At 54.0% G+C, this 16616-nt stretch carries 10 protein-coding genes; 3 read left to right on the top strand and 7 right to left on the bottom strand.

The features are described 5' to 3' along the window. Together J7M22_03135 and J7M22_03130 are read right to left on the bottom strand one after the other, a co-directional pair. On the bottom strand, positions 1-1943 hold a 1943-nt coding region (locus J7M22_03135), incomplete at its 3' end, for a TonB-dependent receptor (protein ID MCD6505599.1). 18 nt (positions 1944-1961) lie between these two features. After that, entirely contained in the window at positions 1962-3908 is a 1947-nt protein-coding gene (locus J7M22_03130; protein MCD6505598.1) for a hypothetical protein, read from the bottom strand. A 151-nt stretch (positions 3909-4059) separates the two neighbouring features. Here J7M22_03130 and J7M22_03125 point away from each other — a divergent pair, with 151 nt between their 5' ends. Genes J7M22_03125 through J7M22_03115 form a run of 3 tightly spaced genes read left to right on the top strand, consistent with a single transcriptional unit; the run spans position 4060 to position 7017 of the window. Next, complete coding sequence (locus tag J7M22_03125; protein MCD6505597.1) at positions 4060-4770, top strand: GNAT family N-acetyltransferase; 711 nt, start codon at positions 4060-4062, stop codon at positions 4768-4770. Between the two features lie 17 nt (positions 4771-4787). Continuing rightward, entirely contained in the window at positions 4788-5879 is a 1092-nt protein-coding gene (locus tag J7M22_03120; GenBank protein MCD6505596.1) for an exo-alpha-sialidase, read from the top strand. Further along, positions 5857-7017 carry a GNAT family N-acetyltransferase gene (locus J7M22_03115; GenBank protein ID MCD6505595.1) on the top strand — a complete coding sequence of 387 codons (1161 nt, stop codon included), beginning with the start codon at positions 5857-5859 and terminating at the stop codon, positions 7015-7017. The genes J7M22_03120 and J7M22_03115 overlap by 23 nt, the downstream gene beginning before the upstream one ends. A gap of 261 nt (positions 7018-7278) precedes the next feature. Here the strand turns inward: J7M22_03115 and J7M22_03110 are convergent, their stop codons facing one another. The 5 genes from J7M22_03110 to J7M22_03090 form a co-directional block, all read right to left on the bottom strand. Continuing rightward, complete coding sequence (locus J7M22_03110; protein ID MCD6505594.1) at positions 7279-9093, bottom strand: sigma-70 family RNA polymerase sigma factor; 1815 nt, start codon at positions 9091-9093, stop codon at positions 7279-7281. Positions 9094-9162: 69 nt separating this feature from the next. Then, on the bottom strand, positions 9163-11163 hold the full coding sequence (locus J7M22_03105; GenBank protein ID MCD6505593.1) for a carbohydrate binding family 9 domain-containing protein: 2001 nt from the start codon (positions 11161-11163) through the stop codon (positions 9163-9165). 193 nt (positions 11164-11356) lie between these two features. Further along, positions 11357-12694, bottom strand: a complete 1338-nt coding sequence (locus J7M22_03100; protein ID MCD6505592.1) for a neutral/alkaline non-lysosomal ceramidase N-terminal domain-containing protein — start codon at positions 12692-12694, stop codon at positions 11357-11359. Between the two features lie 14 nt (positions 12695-12708). Continuing rightward, a complete protein-coding gene (locus tag J7M22_03095) occupies positions 12709-15225 on the bottom strand; it encodes a hypothetical protein (GenBank protein MCD6505591.1) in 2517 nt (838 codons plus the stop codon). Between the two features lie 15 nt (positions 15226-15240). Then, positions 15241-16227: a radical SAM protein gene (locus J7M22_03090; protein MCD6505590.1), complete on the bottom strand. Its 987-nt coding sequence runs from the start codon at positions 16225-16227 to the stop codon at positions 15241-15243. Between the last annotated feature and the right edge of the window lie 389 nt (positions 16228-16616).

Genomic DNA, 16616 nt, shown 5'->3' with positions numbered 1-16616 from the left:
TCGCCCGATGAGAGCCGGGTCTGTTTCGTAGCTCCTCTCGCAAAGAACTCATACCATGTTCGATCGTTGGGCTCCCAGAGGATCCCGATCATCCCCCTCAGAGGTTGCTCGCGGCGTATAGGCTCTCCGCTTTCGACGTCCTTTCCCCTTGTGAACATAAGGTTGCCGTAGAGGGTCAACCCCTCTTTCAGTGTGAAGTTCGCCTCGGACTCCACTCCCCTTATGATGGCCTCCTTGATGTTCGTGTGCACGAATATATCTACGCCCGGATGTTCGGCCTGAAGATCCCTATAGAACTTGGGTATCTCTCCGCCGAAGTATTCGGCGACCGGGACCCTTGTCACCAGATCGGATATCTTCATCTGATAGAGAGCGATGGAGCCGGAGAACCTTTCCTTCATGAACTTGATCCCGGCCTCAAGGGAGAGGCTTTTTTCAGGGCCGATATCCGGATTCGGGGCATCTATCCCCTCGTTTGTGACCTCGACCGCGGTGGTATCGTTTAAGCTCGGCGCTCGGAATCCCTGGGCCACGCTGGCGTAGAGGTTCAACCCCTCGAGCAGGTTGAAGATAACCCCCGCGTTACCCGTCAGGGCGTTCCCGCCGCTCTCCAGCAGGCCGAACATCGGATCGCGCAGGCTCAGATCGGATTTAGTTTTATAGTGGGTGAATCTTTCGCCTAAAACCGCCTGCAACCTATCGGTGATCTTGAGCTCGGCTTGACCGAAAAGGTTCAGATCCCAGAACTGCGATCCGTCCGGGAATCTCCCCCAGTTCATCCTCTTCATCTCGCCGGTTTTGAGGTTCACCGTCTCGCTCCAGCTATCCAGGCGATCGAGGTAAAAATCCATCCCCGCGGTCAACCGGTGTTTTGAGATCTCCTTCAGGAACTGAGCCGAGAGGCCGATCGTGTGGACCGTGTCCCGTTTCTCGGATTCCTTAGAGCTTCCGCTTTTGCGGGATTTACGTCCTTCCTCCTGTCTGTGATATGAGAGGATCACGGAGAAAGGTTTCAATTTGTATTTGAGGTAGACCATATCCCTGTTTTGGGGTGAGAAGAGGTAGGTCTCATACTGTTTCGTGGAGATCTTGTCATACCTCGGGATTTCGGGCTGTCGGGAGAGCTGATATCCGATTTTGGCCTCACCGTCTCCCAGTTTGGCTTTGACCTTGGCATCGGCGGTGTATCCCCTCCAATTGGTGGGCGATTCGACATCCACCGTCCACGCTCCCTCCGGCAAATTTTCGGGGGAGGGATCGGAGGTTATGATGAATTTCCTGGTTTTGAAGTGGATGTCAGCGCCTTTTCCGGGATGAACGTCTCCGACATCCTTGAAGGCGCCTTCGACCAGGAAGGAGAGTTTTTGTGCTCCCCCCTCCACTCCGAGCCCGATCGTCTTCTCCCTGTTTGCGCTTGCGAGCTTCGTGGAGAGAAGAGGCTTTACGATCCATCCTTTATCGGAGAAGGCGGGCTCCCTTGTGAAGACGTTTATCACGCCTCCCATCGCCGAACTGCCGTAAAGGGATGAACCGGAGCCGCGCAGGACCTCGATCCTCCCGACGGAGATCGCCGGGATAGTCGCCAGATACTGATTCGGTCCCGAACGGAACGTGGAGTTGTTTAACCTGACCCCATCGACCATGATCAGGGTATGGTATCCCGTCAGGTTTCGGATTAAGGGCGATCCCTGTCCCGGTGTCGTCACCTGAGCGAAGATCCCGGTCGCCTCCTTCAACATCTCCGGGGTTGTCGTGGCGAAGAGGTTTACCCTCTCCAGCTCCTCAGAAGATAGGACGGATATGGATCGCGGCGTCCAGAAAAGGCTCCTCTCCGATCTGGTCCCCGTTACGACTATCTCCCGAAGCTTCACCTGAGGATAGGAGAGCGCTGTTACAAAGGTGAATAGAAATGAAAGTAGAAGAAGAGACGAGGTTTTCTTCATCCCTGTACCTCCCTCAGATTAGAATTTAACCCTTATCCCGAAGGTGGGAAGTATCGGCAGATAATGCTCCTCCACCCTTTCATATCTGACCTTGCCGTTCGGTTCTTCTATTTTCGACCACGAGTATTCATGGACGTTTTGGCGGTTATACAGGTTCATCACCTGCAGGTAGAGGCTCAACTGCCACCGTCTGAATTTGAATTCCCTGGAGAATCTGAGATCCAAGCTGTGATAGCTCGGCAATCTCTCGGCATATGGATCGCCATATCTTTTGACCCATTCCCCGTTCACCTTCTCATACCAGCTATCGGTATAGGGATTGCCGGTGTGAAATCGCCACGATAGGTTCAACACGCCGTATCCCGTTCTGTAGTTGAGGTCGATCCCCAAAGTATGTCTTTGATCGAAGGGCCTGAAAAACTCCCCGGCATCGCTACGGGCTTTGGCGACCGAATAGGTATAACCCAACATCCAGGAGAGCCTATCGGAGAAGATCTGATTCAGAAACACCTCCAGACCGTGCGCGTATCCAGACCTTGCTCTGATGAAGAACCGTTCCTTACGGCCGTAATCCTCTATCCTCCCCACCAGATCCCTCATCTCCTTTCGGTAGGCCTCGGCTTTCAGGAGGAATTTATCGTTCGGTCGATACTCAAGGCCGATTATGTAATGTGCGGCTCTCTGTGGATCGGTTACCTCCGAGATTCCCTCCTCAACCGGCAGCTCTGTAACCCTGACCGGTTGTCTGAACAGGCCCCACGCCCCCTTGAGCCTCAGTTTTTCACCGATGGGTAGTGAGAGGGATAAACGAGGTGAGATGGAGAATCTACCGCCGTTGCTCTGATACCACCATCCCAATCCACCGTTCAACCTTGCATCCCCCAGCCCGATCGTATCTTGAAGGTATCCGCGCAGGAACCATCCCGCTAAATCCCCCTTCACGTCGGTCGAGATCCCCTCCTTACTGTGATGGTAATCGTATCTGCCGCAACCGTGCTGGAGCTCGATTCCAGCCCTAGCGATATTTCGTCTCAGATTCAGCGACATATCCGCTTTAGCCCCGACAAAACCTAAGTTTCTATCGTCCACGCCATCTAACCCTTCCCGCTTTCTCCCGTTATACTTGCCAGCGAAGAGGCTTGATAAGATGTTCATCCTCTCGCTCAGCCGCTTATCCCATGAGCTCCATATCATGCCGTTTTCATAGCTGGAGTCCACGTCGTTCTCCCGGCCGATCTCATCTATCAGGTTCGTGTCCTTGGCGTAGAGGAGGTTGATCGAGAGGGTGCTATCGGGAGAGGGGGTGAGGCTAATCTTGTTGAAAAGGTCGAAATATCTCGGCTCAAACTTCTCCTCCGATTGGATCATCTTCATGATGAGATCTATATATCCGCGGCGGAGGGTGAGAAGCCAGTGGCCGTTTTTGAGTCGGGGCAGAGGAGAGTCGATCATGAGATCGGTGTTGATCAGATCGATCCCGGCCTCAAATCGGGTTTTAGGTGGGATTTGGGATCGGGTGTATATGTCATATACGGCTGAGATCCAATCTCCGTATCTGGGCGGATATCCTCCCATGAAGAGCCTTGCCCTTTGTATCAGGCCGAGGTCGATGGTCGATATCGCCCCGCCGAAATCCTGAAGGTGATACGGCTGATAAAGTGGAATACTGTCAAGCCTGACACCTATCTCGTTCAGCTCGCCCCCTCTGACGTGAAACCGGGCGCTGAAATCGTTGGCTGTAACCCCCGGGAAGATCTGCGCCGCCCTGTAGACGTCGTTGTCTATCAGCGGCAGCCGATTCGCCAGATCGCTCGATATCTCACCTAGAGATGGAAACTCCCTGGATATGCCTAGGGAATCCTCAGGTTCGACCAGTATCTCCCTCATCCTTATCCCCTTCCCCTCGGCGATGCTGAAGGGGATCTGAGCGACGAACAGGAAAATCAACATCAAAGCTCTGCTCATACTGTTTCTCCTTCCCATTCCATCGATTTAACTTGTTTCTCCTTCCCATTCCATCGATTTAACTCTACCTGGCAACAACCGATCTGGATTCTTTCCAGCAAAATTCGTGCCGATAAAACATATAGATATAATCCGGTTTTCGAGGATCAAGGTGCACGAAATGGGGCAGTTTCATCGTGCAGGTGCACGATTTCGGGCATTCGATATATTGACAGCATCTTGGAGCTGTGTTATCCTCTTAGCGAATTCGGTCATAACCATCGGCAATTCGCTGCCCGCCGTTATTTCGCCACAGACGGCGGACGGTCAATCACGGATAAACGCAGCTCTCAAAGGGAACTCGGGCGAGCGAATCTACGAACCTTTAAAGTTGAGGAGGGAGGAATTGGTTCGTCCATATAGGCCGGAGGACCTTCCGATAATCATGGACATCGCCAACCGCGCCTGGCGTGGGATATACAGGATGTTCAGGGAGATATACGGGGATGAGCTCTTCGAGCTCCTCGTGCCGGACGAAAGGACGTCGAAGGGGGAACAGGTCAGAGCACATTGCAAGCGACATCCGGAATGGGTTTTCGTGTGCGAGGAGGACGGACGGATCGTCGGTTTCGTGACCTTCAGGCTGGACTTCGACAGGAAGATCGGCGAGATAGGCAATAACGCCAGAGACCCCGACTGTGATCTGAAGGGGATCGGCCAACAGATGTATAAGGCCGTCTTCGATTATTTCCGAAAACATGGGATGCTCTACGCCAAAGTGTTTACAGGTCTTGACTACGCCCACGCTCCCGCTCGGAGGGCGTATGAGAGGGCGGGGTTCAACATACGCCACGAATGTGTGGAGTATTTCATGAAGCTCTAGAGGAATCGGAGGAAACGATGGCTAAACCGCTCTATGAGGAGGAGTTCATCTTCGACCCTCAGATCGAGGATCACGGACATGTGCATGCATCGTGCATCGTGGAGTGTCCCAACGGCGATCTCAGAGCCGTCTGGTACGAAAACGGGAGGGAGCTCCCGCCGCCTTACTACTCGGAGAGGAGAGACAAAAGCGACGATGTGCGTATCGGGGGTTCGCGTAAGCCCATAGGGGCGGACTCCTGGGAAAAGCCGTTTGTGATGAGCGATACCTTCGGTGTGTCCAACAACAATCCGTGCATGGCCATCGATCGCCGGGGACATCTCTGGCTCGTCCACGCCACCCTGTTAGGAGTGCCCCGCTGGACGTGGGGAAGCGCCCTTCTGCGGTATAAGATATCGTCGCGATACGATAGACCGGGACCGCCGATCTGGGATAGGGAAAACATCCTCGTCCCCCGTATCGCTGAGCTTGAGGAAATGGCGTCCGAGGGTAATCCTCTGAGCTCGCGGCTGGGATGGATGCCCCGTGCACATCCGCTCATCCGTTCGGACGGCGCTGTTGTGATCCCCCTGGCGAACGAGAACTTTTACATCGCCGCCATGGCCATCACCCAGGACAGCGGTGAGACTTGGACCTTCTCGAAGCCGGTTCCCGGGCGGGGTGTTATACAGCCGACGCTGGTGGAGTTCCCTGACGGGACGATAACGGCCTTCTTCCGCACGTCCGGCGGTAGGATCAGGCGAAGTGACTCGTTGGACGGCGGAATCACGTGGTCCCAGATGAGGGAGATCGATCTGATACATCCCGGCTCAGGGCTCGAGGCCATTTTATTGCGCAACGGTCACCTGTTGATGATCTGCAACGACAAGGAGGACGCCCGCGATCGGCTCGCCGTCTCCATATCGACGGATCGTGGCCGGACGTGGCGTTGGACGCGCCATCTAGAGGATACCCCAGGCGAACGGTTCGACTATCCTTCAATCATCCAGGCGAGGGACGACACCCTTCACGCCACCTATACCTATAACCTCCGCACCATAAAACACGTCCATTTCAACGAGGAGTGGGTGATGGAGGAGGGCGAAGGTGAATCGGAAGAGGGCGTATAAGGTTGAAGGACCCAGAGGCACGATGAGGGAGGAATTCGGTCGTGTGATGAAACTTGTGGACTCCGTGTTCAGAGGAGATAAATGTCCGTCCCCGAGCAAGCAGGAGCTCTACTCCATCCTCCTCAACAGGGACAACTTGGAAAACATGCGCGTTATCCTGGTGGACGGTGAGCCCGTGTCGCATCTCGGCATCCATGAGGGGGAGATGATCATCTACGGCAGCAGGATAAAGGTGGGAAGCATCGGCTCGGTATGCACCCATCCCGAGTACCGAGGCAGAGGATATGCGACCAGACTGTTAGAGGACGCCGTACGAAAGCTCGAGGCCGATGGAGTAGATCTCATGCTCGTATCCGGCGACAGAAACCTCTACAGAAGGGTGGGATGCGTCCCCGCATCGAGGATGTATCACTTCAGGATCGGCAGGGAGGATCTAAGGGGATTCATCGACCAGAACGTGGAGCTTATCCCTTATGAGGAGGAACATGTAAGGCAGATAATCACAATCTATGAGAGGGAACCGGTGAGATTCCATCGCAGCTTGGAGGAGTTCAGACGGATGTTGATAAGCGGCAGTGACAGAAATGTCGGGGCGGAGACATCGGTGGTTCTCAGGGGAGGCGATCTCCTGGGTTATTTGGCCGTACAACCGCCGGTGGATGCGAGGGTAAGCAACGTTATCGAATATGCCGGCGACAGACATGCGATAGTCGGAGCTATGAGATACGTTTTCGATATGTACGGGATCGATGGACTGAACCTCTATGTGCCCTTCCACGACGGGGAGATGATCCATCTTCTCAGACGGAAGGGGATATCATCCACGCCCATAAACATGCCGGGCTATACGATCAAAATAATAAACTTTAGCGGGCTTATGGAGAGATTACACCCATATATCGAGGAACGGCTTGGCGAAAAAGCGGATTCTCTGGAGTTCCATCAGAAAGGCGATGAATATCGCATCCGCCTGGGTGGGGAGGAGTTAACCGTCAGAGGCAGCGCTGAACTCGTTTATCTCGTATTCGGCACGCATGACGAAAGGGAGAAAGAGATAATACCCAGGACGAATACGCTGAAGGACTTGACGTATGTGTTCCCCTTACCGCTCGCTTATCCCGGGCTGAACTACGTTTAGCGCTCATATTATCGCGGGATGGTTCACAATCATGGTAACACTTTCGTAGGGCGGCACTTTATGTGCCGCCGTTTTCGGTGATACTGCTACGCTCAAAGGAAATTGAGCGTTTCTCTTATCTTCTCCTTCTTCCTGAAAGAGGGTAGTAAGATGGTGGTAAGCTAGGTGAAAAGGGCTTTTCAATGATTTGGTATAATCAGGCGTGGTAGGGGGCAAGCCCCTGTGCGTGCCCCCAAATCCGACAGGCCCAGGGGCCTGCCGCTACAGCGCTGGCGAAATCGGACGAAGGGTTATGGTGCCGATGGCGGTTCTGACCCTGAGATCAGCCTCTTCCGATTCCTCCTTGGGAACCGATCCGGCGCGGATAAGCCAAGGGTTGTTGAAGGTATACTCGAACTCCTCCCACCGCTTATAGTCGAGCTTCCCGCTCTCGCTCTCCAAAACGATCTTAACCTTACCCTTGAGCGAATCGGCGATCTTCACGGTTATATCCCCACCGGTCGAGCTCAGCTCATATCTGTCCCCCTCCCTGATCTCCTCTATCTCGAACTCCGTATCGCCGAACTCATTTCGACATCTCACCTCCCCGAACACCTTCTTCATCCGAACCTTCTCCTCCTTGAGCTTAAGTTCAACTTTGCCGTTCACATCCTCTATCTTCATGACCGGCACATGACCCACTCGCCTCACCACGTCTTTCCCCCACTCCACCCCTCTGTAGTATCCGTCGTCGAGGATCGAAAGCTCGCCTTGAAACCCTTTGATCTCCTCGATAAACCCCCTGAAACTCCTCAGTTTCCCCTTGATATCATACGCCTTTGAGATCACCGAGTCGCCTATCAGCGTGATCTCCCCCTCGAAGTTTGAGATCTCAGGGTATCTCGTGAACACAAGGAAGATCACCACCGGATGTCCGTTCGGGACGCTAAGCGAGATATCCAGGGAGACGGATGGACCGAGCGCCAGATCGTCCTGGATGAGCTGCACGGAGAAGAGGGGTTTCAACTCCTCATCTATGTGAGCCCACATCGGTTCGGGTCTGTTTCCCAAAAGCTCGACGCTCACGCAGCTTCCCTCCAGCTTCCGGATCACATCCCGGTGCAGCTCCGACCACTTCTCCTTCGTCCACTCTAACAGACGTCGTAACATCTCACCCATAGTGGTGTATTCGAGGGTCGGTTCGAGACCGGTAGCCCCCGTGACGATCTCCATATCTCTCCCGAACCCCTCCTTCAGGAAGCTATCGCATCTTCTCAGAAACGTCTGGACCTGATCGGACTTCCTCCTGGCGTCCTCAACGGAACCCCCGAAGAGCACCTTTTTCCCCCTGAGGGCCACCCTCTCCTCGTCCCACCCGGTCATCCTGAACTTCATCTGTCCCAATCCGGCGAAGATCACTATCGGCTCGCCCGGTCGCGTGACCAGATCCAGCTCAAACGGTTCCTCGACCTTCTCACATATCGCCTGATAAACCTCTTGAGTGAACTCGGAACCTACCTTATGTTCGGAGAACCCCTTCTCCATCATCTTCAAAACCTCCTCCCTCAAAAGTTTTCTGGATCGATGTAACCTCCACTTCACCGTGGAGAGAGGGAGGTCGAGGAACTCGGCTATATCCCTGTAGCTCAGATCGTCTATGTAGAAGAGGATCAATATCTGTTGGTTTCTCGGGGATAGCTTGCTTAAAGCCTTTTTCACCATCTCCTCCATCTCCTCCCGTTCCAGCGCCTCATCGGGCCTGGGAAGCGAATCGGGGATGTTTCGAGCCTCGAATGAATCGGAGGATATAACCTCCTTGACTCTCCGCTGAGAGGAAGCTTTGGAGCGTAGATGCATTCTGCAGAGGTTCACCGCTATCTGCTTGAGCCAAGCCTTGAACTTCTCAGGTTCTTTGAGCTCCGAAAGACGGGTATAGGCCCTTATGAAAACCTCCTGTGTTATATCCTTGGCCTCCTCGAAGTCCTTAAGGAAATGGTAACATAGCCCATAGATACTGCTTTGGTATCTCATCACGAGGACTGAAAACGCCTCGACCTTTCCCTGAAGCGTAAGGTTGACCAGTTCCTCGTCCTTCAATTTCCGACCTCCCTCCGTTTTCGGCCTCCATGATATATGATGCGAAATTTAAGGGGAGGTTAGATCGATTCATTTAAGCGGTATGATCAATTTCAACACGGCTCTCCTGCTGAACTCCTCCGCGTTGGGGTCGCCCATGATGAAATAGACGTCCATCCCTCTCCTCACCCCTTGCCTGTAGGAGAGATACCAGTTCAATTTATCCCCTTTCAAAACCATTCTCCCTCCCAAGCTCCTCTCAGGGGTGATGTTGAAGTTTATCCACAAGACATGCAGCTTCTCCCTTTTCTTCCCCAGCTTTAAAGCCTCGATGTAGTAATTGAAAACGAGGACGTTCCCCTTTGACGTCACCTTGAGGCTCGGTTTGATGAACCTGTAGCTCTCCTCCCGACGGGTTCCGAGGGATAAACTCAATCCTCCGCTTATCTCGAAAAGATCGTATCTCCTCCACAAGTTCACCCCTCCGGATAGAACCGTATCCTCAAACTCCTCGAATCTGCTTCTCTCAAATTGGAGATGGGTTCCGAATCCCCATCTTGTCCCCTCGGAAAACCACGTCCAGAACCAAGGTGAGATCCTACTCCTATAATCCCCACCTTCATAGTGGTTGTAATCGTTTGCGAGTATCCCTACCCCCATCGAGAGTTTCCCCTCCATCAATCTCTCAGCCGAATACCCGAGGTTAAAGCCGATGCCCTTACAGGGTTCTGAGGGTGCAAACCCCAATCTGGTCTCATAACCCGGACTGATATATCTCCCCGTCAGGTTTGCAAACAGATTTCTCCCGCGCCACCCTACGTATCCGGAACCGAAAGAACCCTCTCCGCCTTCACCTTCCGTCAAACTGGCTCCGATATCGAACCCCATTATCATATCGCCGAACCTGCCGTTATACGCCAAGTACGTCGTTTGATTATAACCCTCCTCCGAATCCAGATGGCTCGCCATCGAGAAGCTTATCGATCCAGCTTCCCCCACCTCCCTGCTCACCCTCATCAGAAAGGCGTTCCACCTGTCCAGATCGAAGCAATCCATAACCCCGAACGTCCATCTCCCCTTCCTGCCATATCCCTTAACCCCTCCGTCCATCCAGATTATCCTCCTGCTGTAGAAGATCTCCTGTTTCCCTCCGAACACCTCCCTTCCCTCCTGGAAGAAGGGGCGTTTATCGGAGTAGGCCCTAGGGAGATAAGAGAAATCTATCGTCTCTACCTCCTGCTCCACGTTCGAAAAATCGGGGTTGATCGTCAGGAGAACGTTAGCTTGACCTGAGGGTCGGTATCTGAGGTTCAACCCTCCCCTCAACATCCTCCTATCCGGCTTGATCCCTCCAAAGGTGTATCCCAGTATCCTCACCAATCTCTTGGGTTTCCTCTTGGGTAAGATAACCCCCACCAGGTGTCCGTTCCACTCGTGATGGAAAGGATAGCCCAGATCCGACCAAAAAGAAAAGATCTTAGTTCTGGCTTGATACCTCCCGAAGTTTATCCCCATAGTGATCGGCTTGTCTGAAGATGGTCTGTCCATTATGTCCCACGGTATGGCCATTTCAGCCGTCCATCCGAACTCAGTTCTCCTGACAGCGGCCTGCCAGTCGCCTTTCCATTCAGCTTTATTAGCTCTTCCCCCTCTGATCTCGGTGAACTGTGTCCCTATGGCGTTCACCTTGAAGACGTTTCTCCCCGAGAACTGACCGATATCGAACGGATCTATGGCCACCTCTACGAAATCGTCCCCCCACGGGTTTCCGTCCCTTTTGGTCTCGGTCGCCTTTATCTGGTCGGGCTGTGAGTCGAAACATTTGAAGGCGACGTAAAGGGCTTTCTCGTCGTAAAGCACATAGGCTTCCGTCTGATCCGGTGCCACCTTTGAGGTGTAGGAGTCGATAAAGGGATGTGCCAAAGGCGCCTTCTTCCAACATAGATCGTCAAGTTTCCCGTCTATAACGGGGGGTTGATCGGTTTTGACCGCTTGTATCCGCCTGTTTCTGTAGCCCTCCCCGGCGAGGGTTGAAATGGGTGTCAAACAGATTAAGACCCACAACGATATCCTCCCAATCCATTTTCCCATCAATTCACCCCTCCTTTCGATCTCTTCAGGGAAATCTCATCTTCCTCATAGGATCCTTACGCATCCATCCAACTTAAAGTTCGTTTATACCTCCCTCTGTTTTCGGCCTTCATGATATATGATGCGAAATTTAAGGGGAGGTTAGGTCAATTCTTTATCAACCTCAGGGGATAGTAGTAGTGGTGTGTAGTGACTATAAATGACTTTCCTCCCGCATTTCCCTCAACATCTTCAGCGCCTCGTCTCTGATGATGCCGTCTGATTCGGGCTTAAGCATCAAAGTGCCGTAATATTTATAGGCCATATCCACCTCATATCCCCCTTCGGGGTAGGCGTCGGCCGTGGGGACATATCCGATGCATCCGTTCGTGTAGGCGAAGACCATCGTCATCTCATACGGCGATCGGCGTTTCAGGTCGATCTGATAATCCACGAAGACCTCGCCGGCCATCCCCAGGATCACGGCTCTCTCCGTTATCCTTATCGCTTGGATCTCGAACCCCTTGGTGAGACCGGTCTTTCCGGATGAGGCCAGTTTATCCATATCCTCGGCCCATCCCAGCATTCCCTCATGCAGGTATATCTGTCCCCTGTGTTCACCTCGTCTTTTGGCCTCCTCGAGCCTTTCTCTGTATTCGATCACCAGCCTGCTCGTCTCCTCGGGAGGGAGGGGATCTTGAAGTGGAAGCTCGACCTTTCGGGATATGGCCTTCAATCTGACATCATCATCCGAGCATCCTATCGACTCGGCGACGCCTATCGTGTGGCCGCCGAGGATGGTACCGAGCCTGCGGGCATCCTCGAACGTCCTTCCCACCGGGTTGGAGTTGACATCGCCGCAGCACCCCTGGGCGAACATAGCGACGCAACCCTCGATCCGCTCGACCAGTCTCATGGCGTATCCCGGATAATCGGCCGAGACCAGGAGGTTCTTCCCTCCGAGCACCACCGGGTGGGCGGCATGTGAAAAGAGCACGGCCATCGGTCTGCCGCTCTCGTCATCCACGCGCATCACATCCACGTAGGGCGCCACGGGTCCTGAAGGGTTCTGACCGATAGCCATGGCGCCCGTTTTGAGCCTCTGTCGGCGGTTGATCCCTATCTGCACCTGACCGGTTCCGAAACCCACCTTCGCCGGTCTGACCGAGTCAAAGGCCATCTTCACCGCTCCGATCAGCTTCCTGGTCAGCTCCTCGACGTATACCTCGTCCCTCTTGCCCAGTCCCCTCAGGGATATCGTTGCCGGGCCGGAGTGGGTGTGAGACGTCGAGAGCATCAGGCAGCGTGAGGGCACCCCGAGTTTGTCCTCCACCTCCTCTCTGACCCTCTCGACGATGTCGGAATCCAGCCCCAGAAGGTCCATGGTGAGTATCCCGATCTTCTCGGTCCCATCATCCATCACCAGGCACTTAGCGTAAAGGTCATCATGGATTCCGATCGCCGGCGACGGTCGGCCGGCGAAACCCGTCAGGTCGATCCCCACGGGCGGGGTTATGTTCACAGCCGATACACCTGCATATAGCTTCGCCACCCTCGCACCTCCGTTTAATTCTCAGGCCCTACCGTTTTTCCCTCAGCGTTCCAGGCGGAGATCAGGGCGGAACGAGCGTCACACCTGATCCTCCTGGATTCGCCGGGTGTGAGGATCAGATAGTTGTCCTCAAGATGGGAGTCCATCGGATCGGTCTCGATCCAGACGAACATCGCACAGGCAGGCCCCTCGTTGAAGATCTCCAGATAACCCCTCTCCCTCTCCACGGACAACGAACAGCTAGGTGCGTGAAACAGGGGTGAGAATATCGGCTCATGGGCGGCCGAAAAGAGATAGCAGTTCTCGGAGAGCATCTCATCGCCCTCCACGAGCTTCAGTTGGAGGATGAAGAGGTGTTTGAACCCCACCGGTATGTCCATCTCGACGTGTGAAAGCCTAGAGCTGCCGTTTTCCGGCAGATCGACGTCCCTGAACTCCCTGTGAAAGATCTCGCCGTCCAGGTCACATATGACCGTCTCCAGCCTACACGTTCGTGCCGTTGTGGAGTTGGAAACCCATATCTCGGCCCGGAACTTCTCCCTGCCGTGCCATGAGAGTGAGGGATAGAGCGCGCTGACGTGAACCGGCTCGTAGGCCTTCCTGACCCACCAGTATGCCGGTTTGACCCTGCCGAAGAAATCAACGCAGTTGGTGCAGGAGGTGTTGGGATATGCCTCGTTGAATTGCCACGGGATCGTCCCTGAACACCGCCATTTCCTCCGCCTGTTGGCCTCTATACCATATCTAAGCCCCTCAGCCTGGATGAACTGACTCGCCCGGATGAATTCGCCCAGGCATTTGGGCTCGCCGAAGAGCGAGCAGATCATATCCCAGTTTATCCACCACGACCCGTGATGGGTCCATATACGGTTTGTAGGTTTCGGCGGCCAGAGCTCATCCTCTGAGGCTATCTCCAGCATCGTCTCCACGTTCGCCGCTCCTTCGACCCCGAACTCGCTATGCAGGAGCGGGTCTATCGAGTTGAAGAACTCGTAATGTCGCTCGGGACCTAGATACCTCCAGTGGCCGTGAACGTCGTGCATCTGGCCTTTTTGGGACGGATCGGCGCTGAAGGTAGGCCCGCTGGGCGAGGTGGGAAAGAAGATCCTATCGGGGTCCAGATCCTCCACCGCCCTTTTTAAAATAGCGATGGCAGGGTGATCGCAGCTCAAGGGCCTATAGTCGGAGTCCGTAAGCTCGTTGCCGCCACACCATATGACCAGCGATGGGTGATTTCTCCTAAGCGGTATGATCTCCCTCGCCTGGGCGTCTATGTAATTCAGATAACCCTCATCCTTAGAGGGCTCGTTATCGATGCCTGAGGAAGATTGGATGAACTCCTGCCAGATCATTATACCCATCTCATCGCATAGCTCGTAGAAGTGCTCGCTCTCGATCAACCCACCGCCCCACACCCTCAGCAGATTGACGTTGGCTTCTTTTGCGAGGCGAAGCAATCTTTCATATCTAGCTCTCGTCATATTGCCGTAGAGATGATCGAGCGGCGTCCAGTTCCATCCCTTTATGAACACCCTACGGCCGTTGACCTCCAAAGTGTAAGGTAGGGCGTCGGGCGGAGCGCCCTCGTTGGGAACCCCCTTGATCTGGCGTATCCCGAACCTCACGTCCCTTCTATCGATTTCCTCGCCATCCCGCTCGATTTTCACCCTTGCCCTATACATCGCCTGCCCGCCGTATCCGTTTGGATACCACAGTTTGGGGTTTTCCAGCCTGAGATAGATCATATGGGTTTCTCTCCCGCGGGATACGGGTATCTCCCCTCTCGATTCGGAGACGACCTCCTCGTCGTCCAGTATCTCGACGCTCAACGTGAGGAGGGATCTGGCGGACGATTCGATCTCGGCGCATATGGCGAGATAGGCCGTTCCGGATGAGAGATGGCTTCTGATCCAGACATCCCGGATGAGGTATCCGCCGTGAAAGATCAGACGAACGCCCTGCCAGATGCCGATCGGGACAAGTCTTGTGCACCAGTCCCATCCGTAGGCGAACCTCGGCTTCCACGTGCGCACCTGGCTCGTCCGACCTATCTGCCATTGCTCATCGGGCGCCTTATGGACGAGGACCCAGAGCCTGTTGATCTCGCCGTAATTAAGGTGCTGTGAGACGTCGAACTCGAAGGGCGTAAACGTCCCCTCGTGTCCCCCGAGATGGTAACCGTTGAGGTAGACCTCACATGAGTAATCCACGCCGTCGAATCGGAGCACGGCCCTCTGGCCCTTCAGATCTTCGGGCACCACGAACTCCTTGAGATAGATCCAGTCCCTGTTCCACGTCCACTCGCATAGGTAACTGTTGAGTTTCCTGTAGGGATTCGGCATGAGCCCCGCCTCAAGGAGCGCGGACTGCACATCGCCCGGCACCTCAGCCAATATCCACTCGCCATCGATGGGAGGTTCCCACGTCGATAAATCCGGCGTCCTCTCCCAGATCCTACGCCATTCGGCCTCGTGCGGTATTAGACCAAGCAGCCGCCAGTCTCTTCCGTTAAGCGGAATCTCCCTCCTCATAATCGATCACCTCTTTCAATCCTGAGAGGCGAGACGCACCATAAGCCTGCCTTCAGCGATGAATTCTGAGACGCTTCTATCTGAGTAAGCCCGGATGGCCACATAACAGCTATCGCACTCGTTCCCACGAGCGAACTCCCTTATCTTATCGAAGGAATCGAAGATCAGATGCGGCAGCATCGAACATGGGTTCATCGTGCCGTCAGGCCTGATAACGAGAAACCTTCTCCCCGCGCCGCAGTTCGGAATGCCTCCCTCCCTGAAATATCGGACCGTCCTTCTCAGCATGGAGGGGGTATTGAGTATCCTATACCCATCGAGCTGCATCCGTATAAGCCTCTCCATCAGACCCTCAAGCTGCCTCGATTCCTCCTCCGAAAGTGTCAGCGACTCGTCTCCTGTCCTCAAGGTGGTATATGCGCTGTATGAGATCCCGACCCCCCACTCCTGTGCTTTGAGGGCGATATCGCAGATGTAAGGGAAGTTCTCCCTTGTTATGGCGGTGTTCAGCGCTATATCACATCCCCCATATCTTCCGGCCAGATAGGGAACGATCTGCGAGAGATGATCGAACAGGCCGGGGAGCCTTCTGAAGGAATCGTGTCTTTTGTCGGGGAAATCAAGGGATATGGAGATCCTATCCACTCCGGCCTTCTTGAGCCTCAGATATCTCTCCTCATCCAACAGCGATCCGTTTGTGACGAGTATGATATAGGGAAGATCACCACCGCCTTTCAAAGCGCTGATGACATCGCAGATGTCCTTCCTCACGAGCGGCTCGCCGCCTGAGATCTGAACGACGGGGGGTGATCTCAGCTCTTTTAGCCTCTCGACGTATTCCTCCGGTCCCGCCCTCTCCTCGTTCGGTTTCATCCCGCCTTTATCGCAGTGTCGACAGTTGGCGGTACAGGAGTGCGTCACCTCAATGGAGACACAGACCGGGTATCCCCTGTAATAGTTCCGGATCCCTTTGACGGATATCTTAATCCAGGTCGGTATCATTTTCATCCCCCCAAGTTTTTGATTTCATTTTATCACCGGTTGAGGGGAAAGTCAACGATACCCGACTTGTCCCCAGGGGTTTTCAATGATTTAAAACTGCCGAGACGGGGAGAACGGAGAGATTAACTTTTTGTATTCGCTCTTATTCCCATTGAGTGTAGTATGGCTAATTGTCCGCCGTCCACAGCTCAACCGTCATTTGTTGTCGTTAAGTCATTCGGCTTCGCCGTCATTTAAATGACGACAAATGACAATAAGTGACTATTTCGAAGCGTTGAAAAGCCCTTACCTCCTGATCTACCCCCAGTTTTATCACCCCTTTTCAATAGCTCAGAGGAGATAAGGAGAAATAAGGCTCCAAACGAAACTCCTTCCAAGAATCCCTCACC

Source organism: Candidatus Poribacteria bacterium (genome assembly GCA_021162805.1).
Classification (GTDB): domain Bacteria; phylum Poribacteria; class WGA-4E; order B28-G17; family B28-G17; genus JAGGXZ01.
The sequence above is the reverse complement of the archived record's forward strand: the minus strand, read 5'-3'. Positions and strand labels throughout refer to the sequence as shown.